Origin of the sequence: Bacteroides sp. AM44-19 (assembly GCF_003603395.1) — a bacterium.
GTDB classification, from domain to species: domain Bacteria; phylum Bacteroidota; class Bacteroidia; order Bacteroidales; family Bacteroidaceae; genus Bacteroides; species Bacteroides uniformis.
The window spans coordinates 39,777-63,831 of record NZ_QTNB01000011.1 but is presented as its reverse complement, the minus strand read 5'-3'; the positions used below and the strand labels follow the sequence as shown (position 1 = coordinate 63,831).

The following is a 24,055-nucleotide window of genomic DNA, read 5'->3' as shown; positions in this document are numbered from 1 at the left end:
ATTTTTTAAATTAATTTTTGCTCCATTCATAATTCGCCAACACTGCATACTCGGCTGCAAAAGCAAAAGTGAACATGCCTTCCACATTGTTCTTGGTCCTTTCGGCTTTATTCCAGCCCACCAGCAGGTTAGTGGGAAGCATATGCTTGTATTGATAATTTTCGTAGGCATAATCCAGATTGTTCTGGAAAGCCTCGATACAGCTTGCAGCAACAGTGTGGGCTGAATAAGCATCCACATATCCGCGCATCAGCACACCGTTGAACCAATTGCAAAATCCACTGATGTCAAATGTATAGCAACCTGGTTTTGTGGCATCAGGTTTGGCAAAGTAAGCAAAGCTATTATCAGTCAATTCAGCCAAGTCCGTCCGATAGACAGCATCGCCCGTAGCTCTGAGAAGGTCGGCAGCACCGGAAAGCATCGTACCGCTGTTGTAAGTGATGGCCGGACCTACGCGATCGCGCAATTTGGAACCCGTCCGATAGCGTTCGCCATCAATGGTGACATATTTTATGTCCGGCGAATCATAACCGCCCATCATGTCGTCGTACACTCCGTCGGGTCTCAGCAAATACTTCTTTTGCCAATCATAAACGGCTTTGGCAAAACCCAGATAATAGTCGGACTTTTTCTCCGTGCGCAGCTTGCGGCTGTTATCGGCAGCCACATAACCGTAGGTCACTTCGTCTGACTTGCCTTTGTAAATTTCATGAAGCCACACCAACGGGCTGACAATGGGACCGTTGCTACAAGAGTGCTTGGTGAGATACCCGGGGCCCCATGTGATGCCTCCCAACGGATTGCCTTGTTCATCAAGAGTGCAATCCCAACCGTCGAGCACGTATTCCATCAGGTATTCCGCCTTTTCCAGATAACGTTGCTCACCAGTGATATGATAGGATTCCAATAATTCACGTACCAGCCACATCTGGTCATCGTAAACATTGAGGATGCCTTCTACCTGGGCAGCTCCTTTGTCGTTTCCACGGTTTACGCCGTATACCGTCCACTGCTTGGTCTGCGTATAAGAGGTCAGCGTAAAAGTACCTGCATAATACTCCAAATTATCATAAAGTTGGGTCAAGAGTTCCTTGTAACGGTTAAAGTGAGAATCATAAAGAGCCGTTTCACCCTTTGCCTGCCCGGTCTTCATGGCTTTCATCGCAGCGTTTACAGCCTCAATGGAACTGGTGTACATCCACACACTGCCCAACTCGCTGGAACGATTGCCGGTATAAGGATTGTAATAACGTGACATAGCCATGCCCGTACCCGTGAAATAGCACTCCACGGCATTGTCAATCAGTTCTATGGCACGCGCCACGTTCTGCATCGGCAGATTACCCACAGGAATATCCGTCCCCCCGCTGCCCGGCTTTTCATCAGCAGCAGAGTCGTTGCTGCAAGCCACTAACGTCCATAAAAGCAAAGTCAGTAAAGTAAATAAATTTTTCATTCTGTTCATATCATACTATTAGTTTCTTCAGCCTTCCCTCCTCCTTCTTCCATAAGATGCAGAAAGAAGTAAGGGGAAAGCTTCAAGAATAATTAAATATCAGTAGTTTGTCATTCCATTGTTATGCTACGCAGCACCAGCTTGTTCTCGTCGCCGTTCTCTTCTCCTTTGAAGATACCGATAGTCAACATCACGTCTTCTCCGTTGAACTGAGACAAATCGTAAACAAAATCGGCATATCCTTCCGGATCGCCCTTTCCTCCTGCCTCATGGATAAACTTCCAGCAACCGTCGGCGGCAGCCTCGGCAAACTGAGCCGTATTGGAGGCAGGTGCCAAGTGCATAAGAGTTCCATCCATGCGGATGGCTGTCACCTTGAAGAAGGTGGCATTCGTTCCGCTGAAATTGCGGGTCTTCAATGTCATCTTGTTACGTCCGGATGCAATGGAGAACTTGGCATAGAAATAGGATTCGGGCACGGTTGTGCTCACATTGTTCCCACCACGTGTCTTTATCAGATAACCTTCGGAAGGGAATACCTCAGGGTCTTTGCTGAGCGGCATATACGACCACTCGGCACAAACGTGGTCTACCTCGCGCCATGCACGATAAGCGTCCACATAGTTATCGCGGCCTCCTCCGATGGGGCTCATACCCGTGAACTGCGACTTCACTTGCGGCATGGTAGAACGTACCATTTCCTGAGTCATCTTCCAGCCGTCCAGTTCTTCGACTGCTGTTCCCGGCAACCATCCCCATCCTTCAACAACTTCCTTGGCAAAAGCGATGCGACGCAATACCAATTGCTTCCAGTAGTCGCCTGTCTGGGCGCGGAATGTACCGATGGCAATGATTACTTCCTTACCGATGTATTTGCTCAAGTCTACCGGAACAGAAGTGTAATTTTCCGAGGCATAGGTTCTGACGTCGCCCACCATCTCAGCTTTCGGATCGGCAGCAGCCAGGTCTACCACCTGCACGCCATAGTATGCCGGAGCAGCTTCGTCGGCACTGTGCGTACGAATCTGGAGGGTCATCATGTAGTTGTCTTCTGTAATCAGCTTGCTTCCGAATACAAAGGAATCGAACATCTCCAAGTCGGCGGGATTCTTGCGGTCGTCTTCATTGTTGCGAATGCGGAGAGTGGTACCTTCGTTCTGCTCTTCCCAGTCGCCACGGAAGTCCATCGTACACATGTAGTTGCAAGCCCAGTCCCAGTGGGGATAGCTTTCGGCGTTTCGTCCACCGCGGTATTCGTTATAATACCATTTTTCGGCAGCTTTCAAGTCGTCGATGGTCAGTCCGCGCAGGATTTCCGTTCCCCCCATGCGCACGTCTGTAGTAGCAATGCCATCCACAAAGTCGGCCATAACCACTTTCTTCACGATAGAAGCATAACCATCTTTCGTAAATGTAACGGTATAGTCCGCCAGCGGCAAATTGCCAATTTCAAACGTACCGTCGCTTCCGGTGGTGGTAGTCTGCGTAGAGCTGATGCTGACTGTCACCCCTTCCAACGGAGCACTTCCCTTTCCTGCATCGGTCACTTTTCCTTTGATTTTTGCAGCTGCATACTCCATCTTAGGGCTGACTTCGGCTACTTGTTCTTCGTTGAATTTTCCTGCCACAACGGTAACGCTTACCGTCTGGTAATCGGCTTTCGTAAATGTAATTATATGTGTACCTATTGAAATGTTTTCGAGTGTATATACACCCTGTGAATTTGTCGTGGCCCGAGGGCCGTCCGGTGTAGCCGTTATACCGGAACCATCGACTTGAACCGTTACCCCTTCGAGGGGAGAAGATAAATCGTCCGTGACGACACCCGTCACCTTTCCATAAGATAAAGCCCCTCCGCCCGTGTCATCATCCGAGCAGGAGCTTACCATGAACACCATACTTATAAGCATGGTCATCAGTCCGAAGACTTTTAGCTTTTTTGCCTGTTTCATAGTTTAATTATTATTAGAAGTTAATATAACAAAGGAGCCGATGCCAATCGCCCACATCAGCCTCAGGGCATTGTAAACCGCCCCCTCGACCACAAATTTGATTTTGCATGGGTTAATTTTAGGGTTAATTTGCGTATAATGGGACAAAAAAAACATTAATCCGAACTATTTTAACCCATAAAAGAAAGGACAGACTGCACTTGACTCTTCAAGTATCGAAAGGGGAAACGTGAATCAAACAATTATCGCACGGTTCTACTAACCCCCCATTTCCAACAGTCCATTTGTCCTCTTTTATCAACGCCGGAACCTTAATTCTTAAAACGCTAATTATCAGAGGCTTTATAATAGTGTTATCTCAGTATACGACTAAGATACCCTAAGTATACGACTGAGGGTACCTAAGTATAAGACTGAGGTATCCTGAATATGCGACTGAAGTCAAAAGCTTTTCGCTTTGTAAACATTTATCAGACACAACAAGAGCCATCGGACAAGCTGAAAGAGGCAGACCGAAGAATAAAAAGAGAGAAGACTGAAAGCACCGGATGCAACGTGCCGGGGAACTAACTCCAGTAAAGACTGAAAGGATGAGGATAATCTTCCCCCGTATATTTTTTGTATTCTGCCACAAATTTCTGGTAAGTGCCAATAGCGGCATTCTCATGCTTGAGTATGAAAAGCGACTTGAGGCAACAAGACAAGGCTGTCTCGTTCACCGGGTCGATATTGAATTCCGCTTCGGCCAAACTCACAGTTTCCGCATAATCCTGCGCCTCGAAAGCCTCCTTCATCAACTGCAAGACAAGCACTTCCAAGCGGCACTCCACATCTTGCTTAAAACCGTCGAACAACGGACCGTCCATAAAGCCGACAAACTTGCCACGCCCTACGATATACAAGAACTCTTGTCGGCACTCCTCTATCCGGTTTTCGGCAACTATCGCCATAAAACGCAAATAGTCGCAATAAAAATCGGAGGACAGCGTGAAACGGAAACATCCTTTTTCGTAAACCAGTTCTATGCCATCCAATTCTTTTAGAATTTTGCGCAGGTGATTGATGGCTACTCCACGCGAGTTTTTCACTTTGTCCTTTGGCTTGTCGGGCCATATCAAATCGCTCAGTTGCTTGGAAGAAATTCCGTCGGCATCGCTATAACGCAAAATGAGACAGAATATCTGCTTGATACGCAAGGAAAACATATAGGAGATATTGCGTCCGTTCCGGTCGAAAACGGAGAAATCACCGAATAAATACATCGAATTGACAGTTCCCGTATCCACTGCCATCTTCTCCACCTTTACATCAGAGGCTTCAGGAAGTTGTTCCTTGTCCTGTCGCACAGCTTTGCCATCCTCGCCCTTGCCGGAGTTTCGATGCCGCTTGTACACTATCCACACGCTTCCGCCAGCTACAGCCACAACCGCGGCTACCAGTACCAGCCACACATGTAAAGCATTTCCTCCACCGTTATTTGCAGTATATTTTTCAAGAGAAACCGGTGGAAACAACAGTGAGTAGACAGAAAATTTGGAAGACACGTCGTCGCTTGTTTCCTGCACGGTCACAAAAAGCCTGCTTTGACGCTCGTTGTAATAAAGACGAGCGTTCGTCGTGATTTTGTCGGAGTAAATGGGAATGGAATCACCCAATATATGACAACTGCCATCTTCTACAGAAAAACGGTAAAGATGCAAAAACGAGTTGGAGACACTCTCGGGATAACGCAAGACATAGAAACAAGAGTCATTCAGTATAACCATATCCTGCGCCGGAACCATATTAGGCTGTCCTTCTGAAATGTCCCAAAGCTTCTGCACACGCATTTCTTGCAAATCCACCTTATAAAAATCGTGAAAATAACAACGACCTATCACCTGGTCGCCCGACTCATTGCCCATGCCCCCGAAAATGTAGACAGAATGATTACTGTCCAGATAACCGGCCGAAGAGAAATAGCGCGGACAAAGAAAATCGCCGGACAGAGAACCCAGCGTATTCCAACGTCCCTCCTCTGCATTGAACATATAGAATTTATTGCTGTAGTACATATTGCCGAAACCGCCGAAGATGGTGTAACGTTTGCGAACTGCATCATAATAGGAACAGTGATGATGCAATTGCATACTCAGCCGACTGTAACTCTCCACCCTCCAGCCCAACGTATGCAAGTCCAAACTCGCTATCATAGGCTCTGAATCTCCATTCTCGGTATACACCTCGTAGGCATAGAGCCTTTCACTACCACTATCGAAGAAACTGCCGGCAAGAAACAGCTTCACAGGACACCGTTCGGCAAAAGCCTTGGCAGAAGTGCTTCCCGTCTCCATATTGTAGACGAACAACGAATCACGGTTGAAATAATAAATCTCGTTTCTGTCGGCATTGTAGCAAGAACCAGCTTCCGAAGCCGACGCAAAGCCACCCTCTTTCCTCCAGTGATAGGCCTCGTTAATCAACCATATCGGGTTCTCCACTTTTCCATAAAGAGTACCCTCTTGGTTACAGACAGATTCTCCGTCCGCCTCATCCAAGGGAAATGTGTAAGTATGCTCGGCATTCACAACCAGCTTGTCAACAGCTATCTCCGGAACGTCAATGATGTGGTCGCTCTTACCGAACACGATTTTCGGACTGAACTCATCAGAGAGCAACACCCCCTTACATACCTTTTCTTGATCGTGAATTTTGAGAGTAATCTCATCCTGCTTCAGGTTGAAAGCTATCTTCACCTTGAACCAATGGGATTTCATCGCCTCCGCCTTACTGACAGGCAAGGCTATCAACACACACTTCCCCTCCTGGTTCAAACGGAACAAGATGTCATCGCCACGAAAATCAAAGAAAAGATTGAAAATCTGTCCTTCGTCAGCTCCCTTAACCCGCAATACATAGCCGACACTCTCGGTAGAATACAGAGCCATGTTGAACTCCAAGTCAAAGTAGTCTTTGAAAGAGGGACAACTGTGGGCAAACACATCATAGGATGTCCTTTCGTCGATAGGGCTGGCTGCGCCACGAAATCTCAATCCGTATGCGGAAACCATTTGGGTAGTGCAAAGACTGATTATTAAAATGATATATCTATATAAATGTACCATTAGGTTTTCATTTAAGGTTATGCAATGCCATCATAAAACATTAGCCAACATTTATTAAGAAATGATGGGAAGATTGAAATGCAAATATATAAAATATTAATGAACGAATAATATTTTGCTAAAATAAAGTAAGTTCCTATACAGCTATTATAAAAGACTAAAAGTCCGTATCATCCTCGCTCCTATAGAAGCGGAAGATGTACGGACTGGATGAGAAGTAGATACGGAGAGATTAGGAAGGCAGCATGGAAAAATTATGACGTAGGTACTCCCGTCACAATTCCCCGGCCATGTGTCCCTATATAAACCCGCCCATATTCCTGCATATCACCGCAGATATGCAATACCAGGCCATATTGATGGGCATCATCGTTGATACGTACCCAAGAGTTCGCCGCATCGTCAGAACGGAAGAAACCATATTGCCCGTTGACTACGCCTATCAGATAGATGGCAGGATAATCATTGCCTGGCTTTGCCTTGCCAAAACCAAAAGCATAGATGGTACGTACCTTATCCAAAGCACGGAAATCAAATTTTTCTGAAGCAGCAGAGCGGTACAAACCATCATAAGCTGCAATCCACAAATCTTTTTCATGACCGGGAGTAGCGTAGATACGGTCTTGCCCTCCACGCGGATCTCCTCTTCGTACGGCGGCACCGGCATTACCCCGTTGGAACCGTTTAACAGTTAAATTCAATGTGTCGGCATGAAAAGTCGCCCCACCATCCTCGCTGCTATACAATATTTCGGCCACAGCATCTACAGCATAAAAACGTTGGGGGTTCACCTTGTCTGCAATGACGCGGATATTCTTAGGCAAACCACGACAAGATTGCCAAGAAGCCCCTTTATCACGAGTCAGATAAGCCTCCGAGTGGTCGGGTGTCCAAATCCAAGAAGAGCCGTCTGCTGCCACGGCGATATGCCCATTACGAGATTTTTCAGTCGGAACAGTGGCACACATAGTCCAGTGCCTGCCTCCATCTTCTGAATATGAAATAGTCTTTGCACCCGGCTGATGGCCGAACAGTGTACCAACCCTGACTATCAAATCCTGCTTCAGCCAGGCACCCGTCACTCCATTCGTATTTCCGAAATGAGGATTGGCATGGCTGCCCAACGGGTCGGGCCGATTGAGGTCGAAATGCGTAAAGCCACCATAATCACCGATACCGGAAATCAGACGCGCCCCTTTTTCGGGAGCATAGAGTTCGAGGGGCACGGTCTCTTCGATACCGGCAGACATGATACTCCATTTCACCGGTTCCCCACATTCCACGGCAGAGAGATTAAAAGTTTCCCAACCACCGAAACCGGTGGTAAACATGGCATGTTCGGCGTCGGCAGGGTCTATCTCAATATCGAACATCCAGTGCAGAGGGGCTACTTTTGTATAGGGAGCCTTAGAATAATCATACTCATATCCCGTCTTGAAAATCGGTTTCCAGCTCTTGCCACCGTCAGTCGTACGGAACATCTCATCACTTTTATAACCGTGCTTGCCCCCCAGACTGTGTGTACTGGCAATCAGATGCTTCGGATTACGAGAATCTACAGATACGGCTGCATAGCCAAATCCTGCCTTTTCGCCACCTGGCAGTCTGACGGGAGAAATGTCTGTCCATTTGCCTTTACGGGTATCGTATTTCCATACGCCTCCATCCCCCATCTGGCTTGGACCGGGAGTATCTCCATACGTCAGAACCAATTGCCCGTCACCGGTCAAGACCATATGCGTGGGGCGATACTGCACCGGCTGTCCCCCGACCGGCTGCCAACTTTCACCATAGTCGTGGCTCACGAACAGATTTTCCCTGCCCATCAATGAAACTGCCACATAAATGTCACAGGTGCCGCGCCCATCACGAGTGCCTTGTGCATCATAGGCAACACAGACAATGCCACTGCCGCGATTCCCCCATGCGACACGGTCGGCGGGATTGAACTTCTCGGAGACATCCGGGAAAGACACCACCCGTGCCCAGCTCTGTCCTTTATCCGTACTGCGCCACAAGCCATGCAAACGGGTCCCCATATAAATGATATTCCCATTCTGCGGGTCCACCATCATCCGTTCCCCATTGCCACGCCCATTCTCGTTGCCGCCCATCGTAAAGGGCACATCGACACGAGTAAAGGTTCTGCCGCCATCATAAGAACAAAGTATGGCCCCATTGGAGCTACTGGTATACGTACCGCAGGCAATATACACGTTCTGCGGATTCTGCGGGTCGATGGCAATGCTCTCCACCCCCTGCAGATTACTTTCATCCAGACTTATCCAGTCCAGCAAAGGCGTCCATTGGTTGGAAACAGCGTCCCACCGATAGGCTCCTCCCATATCGGTGCGGCAATAACGGACACCAGGAGCTTCTGGGTGAAAAACGATACCGTCCACAAAGCCTCCTCCCACTATCGGTACGCTCTTCCATTCGTAAGAAACGGAATTCACCGGAGATATATCTTGAGCAAGCATCGGCATGCCGCCCAACATCAAACTTATTCCTGCTAAAAACAACTGTCTTTTCATAAGCATCAGGGTCCTAAAACAAACATTCTTTATATTGCTTCCAAAGATAAGAATATTTCATTGATATTTCAGGCTGAAACATTTGACACTTCGCATATACAATACTAATAAACAACATATTAACAAAAACAAGAAACTAAATCAAGCCATAAAAAGATTAAAATAGTACCCATAAGAACTCTCCTCTCCAACAGCTTTTGTAACAACAATGCAACATATATGACACAAAAACACAACACGCATGTCCGAACTTTGCCGCCGACAAATCATTCGACAACAACAAATCATGAAGAAAAGCGTATTGACAGTACTGATTGCCCTGCTGCCACTGGCCGCAATTGCCCAGCCCCCTTCCATCAACGAGGACGGGAAAAAGATGGAAAAGGAAAAGATGGAAACGAAAGACTACCTGCCGGAAGTCCACGGAACCATCCGCGCCAAATACGAATATCAGACCACTATGGGTGCAGGACGTTTCGAGGTACGCAATGCACGTATCAGCGTAACGGGCAACGTACTGCCCATTGTTGCCTACAAAGCCGAGATAGACCTCTCCGACGAAGGCCAAATCAAGATGCTGGATGCCTACGCCCGGCTTTTCCCGACAAAAGGACTGACGGTCACCGCCGGACAAATGCGTGTTCCCTTCACCATCGATGCCCACCGCTCACCGCACCAGCAATACTTCCCCAACCGGTCGTTCATCGCCAAGCAAGTGGGCAATGTACGGGATGTAGGATTCACAGTAGGATATACCCTGCCCACCGATGTACCTATCACCGTGGAAGGAGGACTTTTCAACGGTTCCGGACTGACCAACCAGAAAGAATGGCACAAGGAAGTGAACTACTCCGCCAAAGCCCAGTTCCTCTTCACCAAAGGACTGAACCTGACACTGAGCGTGCAGAGCATCCAACCGGAAGAAGTACGTATGCAATCCTACGACATCGGTGCCTACTATGAAACCGGCCGTTTCCACATCGAAGGCGAATACTTGTACAAGCAATATTCCGACAATGCCTTCAAAGATGTACATGCCGTCAACACTTTCATCAACTACGATCTGCCGTTACGGAAAGTATTCAACAAAATGTCTTTCCTGCTACGCTATGACATGATGACCGACCAGAGCGACGCCAAAACCGCCGATGAGGAAACCGGCAGATTGACGGTGACCGACTACAAACGCCAACGCCTGACAAGTGGCATCACCTTCAGCCTCAGCAAAGCATTCCGCACAGACCTCCGGTTGAATTACGAGAAATACTTCTATGCCAAAAACAGCATAGCGAAGGAGTCGGAACAAGACAAAGTAGTATTGGAATTGATGGTACGTTTCTGATATTTCTTGGCTTCCCCTTGTTTCTTTCATTCCAAAAATGTATATTTGGAATAAATTATTCCGAGCTATGGCAAATCCAATCATACCCGGTATACCGCAGACTGAACAAGACTTATTGTATAGTAAACTGAATGCATACAATCAAGGGAGAGCCTCTTATAAGGAAGTAGGCGCCTATCTTGTCGTACTGCCCCGGCCGGAACATCCCCAATATACTTTGTGGGTTTACTCTCCACTGCCCGGAAGACAGTCCATCTTCTACATTTGCGACCTTTCCACCGACATTCACGAAACGCTACGGATGGCAAGCACGCTATGCTTCTACTCGCCGCGCAGCCTGCTGCTTGTGGAGTATAATGCCAAAAGAATGCAGAGCAAAGGGGACGACATTATCTCCATAGGCAAATACCACGGCCACTTCCTGCACGAAATTCTCCGTATAGACCCTGCCTATCTCACGTGGATAGCCTTCAAATTCCAGCCTCGCATCCCCAAACAGGAACGTTTCGTACAGATTGCCAAGATTTACCATTCGGTCTACCTCGACATACAACGAAGAAAAACGTACCAAACCAACGGCGGACGTTTTCTGGGGAAGGAAGGGGAAAGAGTGGAGAACCTGACACTGACCGTACTCAGCGTACGACTGGAAGACAACCCCTACAAGACACAGCTCAAAGGAACCACTCCTTATTTCTACGTACGCCAAGTGTTGAAACTGAAAGACTCCGTCGGCAACTTCGTCAGCATCCGGATGAACGCACGCACGGCAAGCCGGAAATCATGCCAACTGCCTGCCGTGGAACATGCCTACCAAGTAGGGGAAATCATGGAAATAGCATCGGCACGCATAGCACGTACCTATATGATAGGAAGCAGCAAATATACCCGGCTGACACATGTGAAGTTACACGTCCCTACCGGGTAAAGGATTTTCTATCAGATACGAACCACACGCTGCATACGGCTGCTTTCCCAGGCTGCCTCTATCAAGCGGATGACTCCGATCACCTCGCGGGCATCGCTCTGCAAAGGTTCGCCGTGGCGGATATGCCGATAGATATTCTCGTAAAAAGCAGCATAATTACCGGGAAGGCTCGGATAGGACTCACGCACGACTTTGCCGTCCCTTTCGGTATGAAGCAGCCCCCAAGAGGACTCATCCTCCTCGCCCCAGTGCGGAGTACCGGGTAATACACCCTCGGTCAAGGCCGCTTCCTGCGGGTCGAGGCCATATTTCACGTAAGACCCTTCCCTGCCGTGAAGAACGAAACGGGGTTCGTTCTCGCACATCAGATAGCTGGATTTCAGTGTTATCTTCACTTCAGGCGCTTTTGAGGGACGCAACAAATGGATAATGAAATAATCATCCACCTTGCCGTCCTTGCGCAGCGTGGCAATATCTGCAAAAAGGGCTTCGGGCATCCCGAACAGTTGCACAGCCTGGTCTATGACGTGGGCGCCCAGGTTATAGGTCAAGCCGCCGCCATCTTGTCCGGTTTCCTTCCAAGTATTCGGCTTGATGAAATTACGATAACGGGGAAAGGTGGACTCAAACTCCACCAGATGTCCCAGCAAGCCCTTGGACAGTATTTGCTTGACTGTCAGGAAATCACAGTCCCACCGGCGGTTCTGGTAAACGCTCAAGGTCAGCCCCCGGCTTGCGGCAAGTGCCACAAGTTCCTCAGCTTCTGCTACGGTGGTGGTGAAAGGCTTCTCCACAACCACATGCTTACCTGCTTCGAGGGCGCGGCGAGCATACTCATAATGAGTGCTGTCCGGTGTGTTGATGACAACCAAATCCAACCCTTCCAGTCCGATAAGTTCCTCAAAACTCCGCACAATACAAGCGTCGGGATACTTCTCCCGGGAGAGTTCCTTACTGCGCTCCGTAACGGCAGTCAATTCAAAATGAGGGTTGGTGGAGATGAAGGGAGCATGGAAAACACGTCCCGACATTCCGTAAGCGGCTAATCCGGTTCTTATCTTGTCCATATCGTTCTTTTTTAAGTTCACCCTTATTCCGTCACCAACGGACGCTTACGCCAATCGTCTTTCACATAGCTATCCGGGTAGACTGTTTTATCAATGATTTCACCACCTTTCAGACGAATCCAGGTGGTGAAAGTACGGGCACCTTCCTTCATCACAATGACACGGGCACCGTTGGACAAATGGTTGTACTCGGTATTGCCACCGGTGAAACGGCCGTAAGCCAGCAGAATGCCTTTCCACATTACGGCATAATCGTTGTCATGGTCGTGTCCGACAAACATACCCATCACATCACCGGCCTCTTTCATGGCAGTGAACATGCCCGTATTCAGCTCCGGAGCGCAAGCCTTTTCCATGCGGGTACCTATCAGTATGGCGTTCTCATCGGAAGCGGCTTCGTTATATTCCGGCAGAGGGATGTGGAAGAATGCCAGTGCAGGCAAAGGTTGGCCACCGTTCTTTGCTTTATAAGCGGCACTCTGCCGACGGTACCAGTTCACCTGGTCGAAAGTGAGCCAGTCGTACCCCTTTACGTCGGGCAGTTTAGAGTAGGAATGGGAATCCATGCAGTAAAGCAGGGCTGCATCCTTCTTGCCGTCCGAGGATTTCAGTGTGAGGACATAGTCGGGGGATTCAACTCCGCCACGGTCGGGTTGGATATTGAAAGGCATGGAACGGATAACATCATAAAGTTCGGCACGTGTTTTTCCCTGCTCGTTGTCGTGGTTACCAAAGGTTACGACAAAAGGAATCTTACGGTCCGTAGCATAGGAAAGCACCTTGCGCATGGCTGTATCGGCAGGTGCGGCATAGACCACATCGCCGGTAAAGACTACTAAATCGGGGCGCTCAGCATCGAGCACCTCGCCAATACGCTTCAAAGCAATGTCTGAAGCCGGATTACCATACTTAAAGTGGATGTCTGTAAACTGGACGATTTTAAACTCTCCATTCTTGTTGAACTGTAAAGGCGATACTTGTGCCGGGCAGAACAAGGAGGATAAAAGTGCCAGACAAAAGGTCAAGGAGATTTTCTTCATATAAGTGGATGATTAAATTGAGTTGATATTATTTCATGTCATTCCTTCACTATCAATACAGTGGCATAGGCGGATATACCTTCCTCCCTGCCCGTAAAGCCGAGTTTCTCCGTGGTGGTGGCCTTGATGGAGATGTCATCCTCGTCTATTCCCATCACCGCGGCAAGCGTACGTTGCATTTCGGGAATATAGGACTTCAACTTAGGCCGCTCAGCGCAGATGGTAGCATCAATATTACCCACCAAATAGCCTTTAGCAGCTATCAGTTCTATTGTTTTCTTTAACAGAATCTTGCTGTCTATATTCTTGAACTCACCGGCAGTATCGGGAAAATGATAGCCGATGTCGCGCATATTCGCCGCTCCCAGCAATGCGTCACAGATAGTATGGATGAGCACGTCTGCATCCGAGTGCCCCAACAATCCCTTTTCATGTTCCAGGCGGATACCGCCCAGCCAAAGCTCGCGCCCTGCCACCAGTTGGTGGACATCAAAGCCGAAACCTACACGTATCTTCATATCGTTACTTCTTTAAGTTGATACGAAAGTACGGAAAAAATAGGAACAAGAGAAGGAACAAGACACAAATTGCACGGATTACGCCGTTTTTTGCTCCCCTTGTGGAAAGAAAATCGGAAGTAAACCGTGCAATCGGTATGGAGCATGAAGAATATGTTACGGTCTGTCGGGCAGACTGTCTACAATTCCTTTATAAAAAGCTCTCACATCTTGCCAGTGATAGAAAGGAGCCATATCCGTCTTCACCGGGATACTTACTTCATGCTCGTGCAGCAACAGTTTTACAATCACATCTTCCGGCGAGCCTTTCTTGCGGAAGAACACCAGCTGTATATTTCCTGCCATCGGCGCAACCTTGTAGTTGCACCACGCCTGATAGAACTTATCGGGGTCGGCCTCCTCGTTATAGCAGTTCTCCAACTTCATCAATCCTGCCAGGGGGATAATGTTTCCATCATGTGCAAAGTGGAAAGTAGCCGAGTTTCTACCCGAAGCAATAGCCTCGTCGGCAGCGGCAATGATGTTCTCCAGTGTCGGTTTGGCGTTTGCCACCATCAGTCCGTTGGTCATGGGCGAGGGACCGTCGCACACGTAGTTCTTGTAGTTGTGTATCTGCCAAATGTCGAATAACTCTTGCTTCTCAAAAATATCATAGAACGATACTTCCTGCTCCACGTCCTGCATGTCCGAGGCTATCGCATAAAGACCGCGCATCAGTTCCTCCGGATTCACACGTTTATGGACAAACTCTTTATCGGAGAAAAGTGAGTTCATCAGACGTTCGGGACGAACATGGCTCTTCTCGAATTTGCGGAACTCCTCGTACCAAGGGCCCTTGTGCGAAGTGAACTTCATGGCTTCCTGCGTATGAAAGTTCAAGTAAGGCATGTATTTGTTGCTGGATTCACGCTCAATCTTCAGTTGGGGATTGAATTCCTTCAGACGTTCGCAGAAGGCATCCATACTGAGTACGCAACGTATTACGAGTGTAGCACATGCCGACATCTCCGGCGCACCTTTAAAGACTTCGGGAAATGCCTGATACATACGTTCGGCAATACCGCGCTGCTGATCCACGCCCACTGGGCTCAAGTCTCCACCGCGTCCTTCGGCATCTGCCCAGACAATAGCCAACCGCTTGCGCACATCTTCGCCCAGCGGAGTAAGTTTACCTGCCTGATGTGCCTTTTCAAACACTTCCATCACACGGATATACTCCTCGTCAGAAATCAGCCAGCGCGAGCCATGACGTCCGAAGTGACTGATATAGAAAGGCTCGTAACCCTTCGGTGCCTTGGTCTGTACACCCGGTGCCGGATAGGCATAATACACTCCTCCGGTAACGGCAATGTTATCGAAGATTTCTTCGCGCGTGGCTTGTGCATACGACGATGTATGCACAGCCGATGCGGCAAAAAGAATGGTAGAAAAAACGATTCGTTTCAATCTAAAATTCATAGGATAATAAAGCTTTTCAGTTCAAGAAATCAGGATTTTGTGTCAAATTAGGATTGGTGGTAAACTCGTCCTGCGGAATGGGGAAGAGGTTGTATTTGTCGTCCACATCCTTACCTATGTAAGAACCTGCCACGCCATTGTCACTACCTTTCCAGTCCCAGTTATATCCCTTGGTGAACTTACCAAAACGAATCAGGTCTGTACGGCGAACCAACTCCATGTGCAACTCGCGGGCACGTTCATCCAAAAGGAAATCAAGATTCAACCGACTGTCGCTGATGCGTCCCGATACGCCATTACCATATTTGCCGGACATGTAAGCACGGTCTCTGATTTCATTCACATACTCCAACGCTTCGGTACGCGAACCACCTTCGGCGCCACGCAGAATAGCCTCAGCCGCCATCAAGTAGGCATCTGCCGTACGGAACATCGGATAATCGACAGAGGAGTACTTCGTGCCGCCTGGTTCCAGTTCACTGCCGTCTTTGCGCACGTTTCTCCACTTGATGCAGGCGTAGCCGTTATTGAAATCGCTCTGGAACTCCTTGCCTTCTACCCAAGTTTCTTTGGTGTGGCCAATAGAGAAGAATTGGGCACGCTTGTCTTTCTTGCCGTTCCCCCAGATGTCGTCTGCCACAAAAGTCTGGTCTTCTTCTTCGAACATATCCACCAGCTGTGTCTTTACGCGGGCATTGCCCCAGGTGCCGTTCACACCTATCCGGATATAGTTGCCCATATCTCCATTCATCAACGCCTTAATCAGGAAGTTAGTACCTGAGCTGCCTTGCGCATAGTCTGCATCCTGCACCAGCGGCCAGATGATTTCGGAACAAGTTTCATTGTCTGCCAAGAAGATGTGGCGATAATCGGAAGCCAGCGGATAATTACCTTCCGTAATTACCTTTTTGGCATATTTGTATGCGTTTGTGTATTCATTCTTTCCTACCCAAGTTTCGGCATTCAAGTAAACACGTGACAGCAAGAACCAGGCTGCTACACGGTCCACACGGGCATATTCGTTCTTTTTGGGTTCTTTCAGCAGGGTGGTCAATTCTTCCAGTTCGGACACCACAAAGTTGTAGATTTCCTCGCGAGTGGCTTGCTCGGGCATGTCACCTACTTCCATCGTTTCGTCCACGAAGGGTGTAGAACCGTAAAGGTCGCAGAGCATACTGTAACTATAAGCACGGATGAAGCGGGCTTCGGCACAATAGTATTGATACTCGTCTTTCAAGGCTTCATACACACCTCTCTCCTGCAATTTGCTCTCTGTACATTCACGTAGGAACTCGTTGCAATAGTTAATGGTCATGAAAAGACGGTAATAAGGATAACCCACAATCTCAGTAGAAGCATCCCAATTCAAGTAAAGCATGGCACGTACACCCTTGCTGCCACCGGACTGGAATACGATTTCATCCGTACAAGCTTCCTGCAAGTAGAACAAGGCACGAGTATAACCAGAATATCCTTCATCGATGCCCGACACATCGCCGTCTCCTCCGTCACCACCCTTCTGCCCTGTCTGTATCAGGGCAGCATAACACTTGGCAATCATGCCGATATAGCCCTCGGGAGTAGAGTACACCATCTCACCGGTCAGTTCGTTATCATCCAGCGGCAATGTATCCAGGTCGCCCAGGCAAGAAGCAAAAAGTGACACAGCCAGCAAACATACTGTTACTAATTTGAAATATCTAGTTTTCATAATCATGTATCTGTTTTTAGTCATTAAAAATTAAGGTTAACTCCCAGCATGAACGTACGCGGACGCTGATAGATGTTTTTATCGATTCCGTCATAAAGCTCCGGATCAAGACCGGAGTATCCGCTCAAAGTGCATACATTCTGTACGGCGAAGGAGAGACGGAGCGATGTCCCGTCGTTCCACAGTTTATTGAACGTATGACCGATGGTGATATTGTCTATACGGAAGAAGTTGCCTCTCTCCAGGAAATGGTCGGTGAACTGGCGGTCTTGCGTAAACTTGTTTTCGAGCGTAGAACGCAGGATGTTGCTGGAAACGCCGTTGCTGCCATAGAGTGCATCCAAGGAGTTGGAAGCAGCCACATAGTTATAGACATAGAAACCGAAGCTACCGTGTCCGTTGATGCCCAAATCCCAATTCTTGTAGGACAGACGGGTGGACAGACCGCAATAGTAAGGGGCCTTGGAACTCTTACCAGTGACGTACTTGTTAGAGTCTTCTTCGCTAGAAGTGATGGAGCCGTCTTTGGCAATGTATTTACCGTCCAGCGGCTGTCCGTTTTCGTCATAAGCTTGCTTCAGTAGATAGTAGGTATTCGGAGTCTCTCCTACCATGTGTACTTGCAGATAGCGGCCTGTACCTCCGGCGTTACCTGTCTTTACGTAGTTGCTCTCGTTGTCGATGGTGTTCAGCTTGGTAATCTTTGAGGCATTCCAAGTGAAGTTACCGCTGATGTTCCATTCCCAATCTTTGGTCTGGATGGGAACCAAGTTCACACCGATTTCAAGACCTTTGCTTTCCATATCACCGATGTTGGTTTCGATACGGTTGGTGAAGTTACTGCCGGCAGGTACAAAAATGTCGTTCAGCAGGTCTTTCGTGTTACGCCAGTAGTAGTCAATCGTACCCGAGATGCGGTTGTTCAAGAAACCGTAGTCGATACCGATGTTGTAAGTTTCCGTAGTCTCCCATTTAATGTTGGGATCGTAGCCGTTGGGGCGGTAGGTGGTGTACCACTTGTTACCGAACAAGTATCTGGACTCATCGTAAGATGCAGTATAGGTGGACAAATGCTGGTAGTAGGAACCGATGGACTGCTGGCCGGTCTGACCGTAGCTCAAACGGAGTTTTAGGTCGGACACTACTTTGTTGTCTGCCAAGAAAGCCTCATCGTTCACACGCCATGCAGCGGCTACGGAAGGGAAGTAGCCCCAACGGGTCTCGGGCGAGAAGCGAGAAGAAGCATCGGCACGTAACGTAGCAGTCAGCATATAACGCTGTTTCCAAGAGTAGTTCAATCGACCGTAGAAGGAGAGCAGGTAGAGTTCAGCTTCCTCGTGCTTGGGAGAGGTAAGATCCTCACCCTTGGTGTCGGTAGTGGTATCATGGTTCTTGTACCAGAAACGTTGCCAGCCGTAACCAGCCATGGCATTGAGGTTATGGTCGTTGAAGTCTTTGGCATAGTTGGCGTAGAAGTCGAGTAGTGTATTGCGTTTGTCGTTATGATATGTATAACGCTTTCCGGTACCATCCTGTTCGTTGCCGGTGTACATGGCGGGGGCCAAGTCAGGCATGTTATCGTGTTTGTCTTCCGTCAGGAAATCATACCCCATGTTCAGGTTCAGTCGAAAGTCTTCAAAACCGTGTATTTTATAATCGAGGGCAATATTACCGATGGAGCGTTTGGTCTTGTTCTGCTTGTCGGCAAGTTCCAAGTCGGAGACGGGGTTTGAGGCAGCTAGCGTGATGGGGGTATTACTTACACCCATCCACATATAGTACCCCAAACCTACATTACCGTCATAGTTCTGATATACAGGGCGTGTAGGGTCGAAACCTACGGCACTTCCGATGACACTGGTGGAAACCGGCTTTTCGTCCTCGATGCTACCCTTGATATTGATGTCAACAGAGAGATGCTTGTCGAAGAACTTGGGCGACAAACCGATACTGGCATTGAGGCGCTGGTAGTTGTTGTTTTTCAACGTACCGTTCTGGTTGGTATAGCCCACGGACACGCGGTAAGGCATATTCTTCAAAGCACCAGTCATGGAGAGGTTGTGGTCTGTACCCATTGCCACGCGGTAGATTTCATCCTGCCAGTCGGTATTGACATCACCCAGCTTGAAAGCCTCCGGAGCATTGGCATACTTGGCAAAGGCTTCGCGATATTCGGAAGCGGAAAGTACATCCAGTTTCTTATACACATTGCCCACCGTCACGTTGGCACTGTAGCTGAAAGAGGGACGTGAAACACCGTCGGTGTTTCCTTTCTTCGTAGTGATAATGATGACACCGTTGGAGGCACGCGAACCGTAGATGGCTGTTGCCGAAGCATCTTTCAATACCGTAAACGAAGCAATGTCATTCGGGTTGATAGAGCTGATGGAGGCGTTGCTGACAGGCACACCGTCGATAACTATCAGTGGGTCGTTGTCTGCTGACAAAGAAGCTCCCATACGGATACGGATGGTACCGCCGCTGCCCGGAGCACCGCTGCCCGGTACAATGTTCACACCGGCAACCTTACCCACCAGAGCGTCTTCGGCAGTCAATTGCTTTCCTTTGTTCAGCTCGTCCGGCTTCACAGTTAGCAGAGAACCAGTGACATCTCCTTTCTTCACTTGACCGTAACCGATTACAACGACTTCGTCCAGCATCTCCGTGTCTTCCTGCAAAGTGATGACGAGCGGTGTATTGCTGCCGGTAACCGTCAGTTCCTGGCCCTTAAAACCGATACATGTAATGGAGAGAATATCATTGACGGCAGCTTTCAAAGTAAAGTTACCGTCCACATCAGAGATAGTTCCCACAGAGGTACCCTTTATCAAGATGTTAGCCCCAATCAGTGGTTCACCTGTGTGGTCTTTCACATGTCCTTTCACTGCAATATCTTGTGCCGAAAGTGACAAAGACAAGAGCAATCCCAGCAACGGGAGAATACTCTTTGCGATTTTAATCATGCTTTTCATATAATACAATATATAGTTAATAAAAATAATGTTTGCCAAGAAAAGGAACCAAGCACGCCCGGTTCCATGTAATCCTTATACCCAATCTTCTTAACTAATACTTATCAAAAAACTACAGTTAACTTTAATCTTTTGTCGATGTTGCAAAGGTATATGATTAACTGTCCCGCGAAAAAGGCGAGTAGAAGCTTAAAGTAGACGCAAGCAGATTAGCTTTATCTATAAAACATTAAAAAACAGCATATTGTGAAAATCAGCAGAAAGTAAGAAAGTAGATTCACATAAAGGGCATAGGAGGAGTTTTACCCTATTTTCTGCACCATATTCAGGAAATCTTCTTTAGAAAGAAAGGATTTGCTCCGCACTTTCAAGCGGTAATTATATACGGTCTGCGAAGAGTAATGCAGGAAGGTGGCAATCTTTCCGCTATCTGAAATTCCCAACCGAATCAAGGCAAACACACGGAGTTCCGGAGTCAGCAGTTCGCCCTCTTTAGGATAGATGCGCTCGTTCTCCTGCAAAAGGTTATTAAAGTCGTTCACAAACTTAGGATAGAGTTTCAGGAAGACGCTGTCGAACGTATGGAAGAATTCTTTCAACTCGCCGGTGACAAAGGTGGTGGAGTGGATGGTTTTCACCAGGTCGTCCAGCTGCCCGGCCTTCACTTTCCTTGCCAGCATCTTGCGGAATTCTTCCTGCTTGTCTATATAGACGGAACACATGTTGAAGACGTAGCCGATGTACTCCTCCTTCACACGGTTCGACTCCTGCAACCGAGCATTCAGTTCCTGCAAGTCACCGTTGATGTGCTTCAATTCCTTGTTCATGTCATCCATGGTCTTTCTGGCAAGGGAAAGGCGCTTCATCTGATGATAAATATAGACCAAGGCCACCAGCAATACTGCCGCCAGGATGGATATCCATATAAATAAGGTGACCAGCTGTTCTTTTTCCTCATGCAACTTGGCCTCGTAGGTGGAGTTGATGACGGGCAACATCCCCGAAATCTCCATCGTACGGTAGCGAGCATTACAGAAGGTAGCATCTTGCATGGAGCATTCCATATAGGTATACGCACGTTCTATGTCGCCCTCGCCATAGAGCAGGTTGGCAAGTTTCCAAAGCGAAATGTATTCCTTTGTTCCGCTTTGCACGTCGGCTATTGCCGAGATGGTAAGATATTTCTTTTCCTGCTTGTGGTCTCCTTTGGCACCATAAACGCTTGCCAATGCAACAGAAGGAATGGCAAGGCTGAAGTCCTTCTGGCTATGGATATCATAGCAACCCTCCAAAACACCTATGGCTTCGTCATACTTACCCTCATACAGTAGTTTGTCGCCCAAAGTCAGTTGATAGCCTTGCGAATCGGGACGCTTCACACGCAGAATGGAGTCTTTGTACTGATATGCCAGCCGGGAGTATGACGCCTGCAATTCTTCTGAAAAAGCATAGGATGCCATCAGCGTGTACACTTTATGATAAAGATTATAGTAGTAGAACATATCTATCGCACCCAGTTCCTCCTGGGGAATGTCTTCCAAAATTTCCAGTCCTTCCTTATACATTCCTGTACCAATCATCACCTCTGCCACACGCATACGAGCAGAGTAGAGATGCGATGCTACGGGCATACGCTGGGCTACTTCCACGCAACGATTTGCTGCCCACAAGGCAGAGTCCATGCGGTAGGCGCTGTATTTGCCGAACAACTCCTGGTAGATTTCCAGTAATTCCGCATCGGAACGGGTAGCCTTCAGCTGGCACTGCAAGGCATTGATTTGAGACTGACGTTCCAGTGTATATCGTTCACGCCCCTGCACAGATGCATCAAGCACCCGAAGCAATGAATCCACCTCTCTATCTTGGCAGAATAAAGGCATAGTGCAAAACAAAGCGAAAAGGATGGCAAACAAACGTTTCATGCAGTACGGTTTCTCTGTCTATAGTTCAAGATTACATCACAAAAGTAAACATTTACCCGTTGATTACAAAGTTCTTTGGACAAAAGATGTTTGGACGAAATTAGTAAAGGGATACTTTAGCTTTATAAAGCAGAAGTTTAGTAAGCTAACATAGAGGTTTACGGACAAAAATCCCGAATGCTGCTCAGCGGATATTGAAGTCAAGTACTTTCTCTTCCCCAAGATAGCCCTGCAAGTGCTGTCCGATGCTGACGGGACCTACTCCCACAGGGGTACCCGTGAACAGCAAGTCACCGATTTTCAAGGTCATGAAGCGGCTGACATAAGCAATGATTTCATCTACCTGAAAAAGCATATCCGATGTATGACTGCGTTGCACCTCCTTATCATCAATCGTCAAATGGAAGTCCAAATTCTGTACATTGCCGCCCACTTGTTCCAAAGGGACAAAGGTGCCGATAGCTGCCGAATTGTCGAACCCTTTGCAAAGCTCCCACGGATTACCCGCCTCACGGAACTTACGTTGCAAGTCGCGTGCCGTGAAGTCGATGCCCACCGTCACCGCATCGTAATAGCGATGGGCAAAGCGGGGAGCAATATTCTTGCCCAAACGGCAGATGCGCACCACCACTTCCGTCTCATAATGCACTTCGTTGGAAAAGTCGGGGATAAAGAAAGGTTTGCCATCTTTCAGTATAGCCGAATCGGGTTTCAAAAAAATAACCGGTTCCTTATTCTCATGTGTATGTCCCAGCTCCTTGTTGTGCAGAGCATAGTTCATTCCTACAGCAATAATCTTCATTACTTGATCTCATTAAAGTTCAGTCTGTTAAACATCACGGCCAGATGGGCATAAAGGGAAGTGTTCTGCACGACAATGTTCTCGGGAACACGGATACGGAACGGGGTGAAGTTCCATACGGCCTTGATACCGCCCTCTACCATGGAATCCGTTATCTGCTGGGCTATTTCGATAGGTACCGTCAGCACGCCTATATTGACATCGTACTCCTGCATCTTCTGCTTGAACTCGTCCGAGTGATAGATGGGGATGCCGCTCAGTGTCGTACCCACCAGTTCGGGCTTCACATCGAAAGCAGCCACTATCTCCAAACCGAAATGGCTTAGGCCCGAGTCGCGCAGCAAGGCACCTCCCAAGCTTCCGACACCGAACAGAAAGGCTTTGTGTATATTGGTAAATCCCAGGAAGTCCTCCAGTACAGCTATCAGTGTGTCCACCTCATAGCCCACACGCGTACGCCCCGAGATATTGACATACGAAAGGTCTTTGGCAATTTGTGAAGCATCAATATTGATTTCCTTGGAAATCTGGGTGGATGATACGAATCGTTCCCCCTTTTGTTTCAGCAACTTTACATTAGAAAGGTACCACGGAAGCCGGCGCAAGGTAGGTTCCGGCACCTTCATGGTTTCTTTTTTCTGTAACGGACTGCTCATAGTTTCTTATTTAAGTTCTCAATATTGCGATTGACAAAAGTAGTGCTTTTTTTCTAATCAGTAACACGGATGCAACAAAAGCTTAACATAATTTCTAATTGCATAATTCCACATAATATCGTACTTTTGGGAAGTTTAAAAGAAAGAAGTATGAAGAATAATGATTGGAAAGAACGGTTGAATATAGTCTATTCCACCAACCCGGACTACAACTATGAGATGAATGACGATGAGGAGCAAGCTACCCTCCCCCCTGCACAACAACGCCTGCGTGTACAGCTGGACCGCAAGAACCGGGGTGGCAAAGTCGTCACTCTTGTCACCGGTTTCGTGGGCACCGACAATAATCTGAAAGAACTGGGCAAATTGCTGAAAAGTAAATGTGGAGTAGGCGGAAGTGCCAAAGATGGAGAAATCATCGTGCAAGGCGACTTCAAACAACGTGTCATCGACCTCCTGAAGGCAGAAGGATACACGCAAACCAAGCCCGTGGGATAAACGCATCATCCGTCTCACTGCAACTGTAGAGGCATAAAAAAGTGACCGTTTAGGAATTCAACTCCATATACGGCCACTTCTTTTTATAGAAT

Annotated in this window: 16 protein-coding genes; 3 read left to right on the top strand and 13 right to left on the bottom strand. The window is 47.9% G+C overall.

Annotation, left to right across the window (positions count from 1 at the left end; translation table 11 throughout):
- Nucleotides 1-10: 10 nt before the first annotated feature.
- The 4 genes from DW947_RS15265 to DW947_RS15250 form a co-directional block, all read right to left on the bottom strand.
- Nucleotides 11-1,468, bottom strand: coding sequence for a glycoside hydrolase family 76 protein (locus DW947_RS15265; protein WP_044467248.1), 1,458 nt, complete (start codon nt 1,466-1,468; stop codon nt 11-13).
- 101 nt (nt 1,469-1,569) lie between these two features.
- Nucleotides 1,570-3,411, bottom strand: a complete 1,842-nt coding sequence (locus DW947_RS15260; RefSeq protein WP_117963350.1) for a collagen binding domain-containing protein — start codon at nt 3,409-3,411, stop codon at nt 1,570-1,572.
- Nucleotides 3,412-3,977: 566 nt separating this feature from the next.
- Nucleotides 3,978-6,515, bottom strand: coding sequence for a hypothetical protein (locus DW947_RS15255; RefSeq protein ID WP_057281554.1), 2,538 nt, complete (start codon nt 6,513-6,515; stop codon nt 3,978-3,980).
- Nucleotides 6,516-6,769: 254 nt separating this feature from the next.
- On the bottom strand, nt 6,770-9,049 hold the full coding sequence (locus DW947_RS15250) for a sialidase family protein (protein ID WP_227212805.1): 2,280 nt from the start codon (nt 9,047-9,049) through the stop codon (nt 6,770-6,772).
- A gap of 286 nt (nt 9,050-9,335) precedes the next feature.
- Between DW947_RS15250 and DW947_RS15245 the strand changes: the two genes are divergently transcribed.
- Entirely contained in the window at nt 9,336-10,391 is a 1,056-nt protein-coding gene (locus DW947_RS15245) for a porin (RefSeq protein ID WP_057281552.1), read from the top strand.
- Between the two features lie 67 nt (nt 10,392-10,458).
- Nucleotides 10,459-11,319 (top strand): hypothetical protein, encoded by an 861-nt coding sequence (locus DW947_RS15240; RefSeq protein WP_057281551.1) that lies wholly within the window; start codon nt 10,459-10,461, stop codon nt 11,317-11,319.
- A gap of 11 nt (nt 11,320-11,330) precedes the next feature.
- Here DW947_RS15240 and DW947_RS15235 read toward each other — a convergent pair whose 3' ends face one another.
- The 9 genes from DW947_RS15235 to DW947_RS15195 all read right to left on the bottom strand — a co-directional run bounded on the left by DW947_RS15235 (nt 11,331) and on the right by DW947_RS15195 (nt 23,465).
- The gene (locus tag DW947_RS15235; protein WP_057281550.1) at nt 11,331-12,386 is read right to left on the bottom strand and encodes a Gfo/Idh/MocA family oxidoreductase; all 1,056 of its coding nucleotides are present in this window, start codon (nt 12,384-12,386) and stop codon (nt 11,331-11,333) included.
- A gap of 23 nt (nt 12,387-12,409) precedes the next feature.
- Nucleotides 12,410-13,426, bottom strand: coding sequence for a metallophosphoesterase family protein (locus tag DW947_RS15230; protein ID WP_057281549.1), 1,017 nt, complete (start codon nt 13,424-13,426; stop codon nt 12,410-12,412).
- A 38-nt stretch (nt 13,427-13,464) separates the two neighbouring features.
- Entirely contained in the window at nt 13,465-13,944 is a 480-nt protein-coding gene (ispF, locus tag DW947_RS15225; protein WP_005833434.1) for a 2-C-methyl-D-erythritol 2,4-cyclodiphosphate synthase, read from the bottom strand.
- A gap of 156 nt (nt 13,945-14,100) precedes the next feature.
- Nucleotides 14,101-15,402, bottom strand: coding sequence for a histidine-type phosphatase (locus DW947_RS15220; protein WP_117963348.1), 1,302 nt, complete (start codon nt 15,400-15,402; stop codon nt 14,101-14,103).
- A 16-nt stretch (nt 15,403-15,418) separates the two neighbouring features.
- On the bottom strand, nt 15,419-17,113 hold the full coding sequence (locus DW947_RS15215; protein WP_057281716.1) for a RagB/SusD family nutrient uptake outer membrane protein: 1,695 nt from the start codon (nt 17,111-17,113) through the stop codon (nt 15,419-15,421).
- 23 nt (nt 17,114-17,136) lie between these two features.
- The gene (locus DW947_RS15210; protein ID WP_016274427.1) at nt 17,137-20,085 is read right to left on the bottom strand and encodes a SusC/RagA family TonB-linked outer membrane protein; all 2,949 of its coding nucleotides are present in this window, start codon (nt 20,083-20,085) and stop codon (nt 17,137-17,139) included.
- 302 nt (nt 20,086-20,387) lie between these two features.
- Nucleotides 20,388-22,007 (bottom strand): DUF6377 domain-containing protein, encoded by a 1,620-nt coding sequence (locus DW947_RS15205; RefSeq protein ID WP_022401794.1) that lies wholly within the window; start codon nt 22,005-22,007, stop codon nt 20,388-20,390.
- A gap of 184 nt (nt 22,008-22,191) precedes the next feature.
- Nucleotides 22,192-22,809, bottom strand: a complete 618-nt coding sequence (locus DW947_RS15200) for a fumarylacetoacetate hydrolase family protein (protein ID WP_057281548.1) — start codon at nt 22,807-22,809, stop codon at nt 22,192-22,194.
- Entirely contained in the window at nt 22,809-23,465 is a 657-nt protein-coding gene (locus DW947_RS15195) for a redox-sensing transcriptional repressor Rex (RefSeq protein ID WP_005829607.1), read from the bottom strand. Before DW947_RS15195 ends, DW947_RS15200 begins: the two co-directional genes overlap by 1 nt.
- Nucleotides 23,466-23,615: 150 nt before the next feature.
- On the opposite strand from DW947_RS15195, the gene DW947_RS15190 reads away from it, so the two are divergent.
- Nucleotides 23,616-23,963 carry a translation initiation factor gene (locus tag DW947_RS15190; protein ID WP_005833443.1) on the top strand — a complete coding sequence of 116 codons (348 nt, stop codon included), beginning with the start codon at nt 23,616-23,618 and terminating at the stop codon, nt 23,961-23,963.
- Nucleotides 23,964-24,055: the final 92 nt, after the last annotated feature.